2 protein-coding genes are annotated in these 838 nt (G+C 65.3%); both read left to right on the forward strand.

All coding sequences use genetic code 11. The annotated features are described in order from the left end of the window. On the forward strand, window positions 1–649 hold a 649-nt coding region (locus tag HWX08_RS34140; RefSeq protein ID WP_175869761.1), incomplete at its 5' end, for an electron transfer flavoprotein subunit alpha/FixB family protein. A gap of 95 nt (window positions 650–744) precedes the next feature. After that, the coding region (locus HWX08_RS34145; protein WP_175807155.1) for an acyl-CoA dehydrogenase N-terminal domain-containing protein at window positions 745–838 on the forward strand (94 nt) is incomplete at its 3' end.

Below are 838 nucleotides of genomic sequence, written 5' to 3' on the forward strand. Positions count from 1 at the left end.
GAACATCGCGCCGCGTATCGCCGCGAAGCTGGACGTCGCGCAGATCTCGGACATCACGGCGGTTGACGGTGCCGACACGTTCGAGCGCCCGATCTACGCGGGCAACGCGATCGCGACGGTGCAGTCGAGCGACCCGATCAAGGTCATCACGGTGCGTGCGACGGGTTTCGATCCGGTTGCAGCGGAAGGCGGCAGCGCAGCGGTCGAGAAGATCGACGCGGCGGCCGATGCAGGCAAGTCGCAGTTCGTGAGCCGCGAAGTGACGAAGCTGGACCGTCCGGAACTGACGAGCGCGAGCATCATCGTGTCGGGCGGCCGCGGGCTGGGCAGCGGCGAGAACTACACGAAGGTGCTGGAGCCGCTGGCGGACAAGCTGTCGGCCGCACTCGGCGCATCGCGCGCGGCAGTCGACGCCGGCTACGTGCCGAACGACTACCAGGTCGGCCAGACCGGCAAGATCGTCGCACCGCAGCTGTACATCGCGGTCGGCATCTCGGGTGCGATCCAGCATCTGGCCGGCATGAAGGATTCGAAGGTGATCGTCGCGATCAACAAGGATCCGGAAGCGCCGATCTTCAGCGTGGCCGACTATGGCCTCGTCGGCGATCTGTTCACGCTGGTACCGGAGCTCGTGAGCGAGCTCGGCTAAAGCGGTGTGACGCTTCGGCGGCAAGCACACGAGAAGAAGGGGCGCGACGAGCGCCCCTTTTTTTCGCCATCGACAGAAGAGAGAGGAGACACCCCATGAGCTATCACGCCCCCGTCAAGGACATGCTGTTCGTGCTGAAGGAGTTGGCCGGCATCGACGCCGTTGCGCAGTTGCCGGGCTTCGAGGATG

The organism is Burkholderia metallica (assembly GCF_902832845.1).
Taxonomy (GTDB): Bacteria; Pseudomonadota; Gammaproteobacteria; order Burkholderiales; family Burkholderiaceae; genus Burkholderia; species Burkholderia metallica.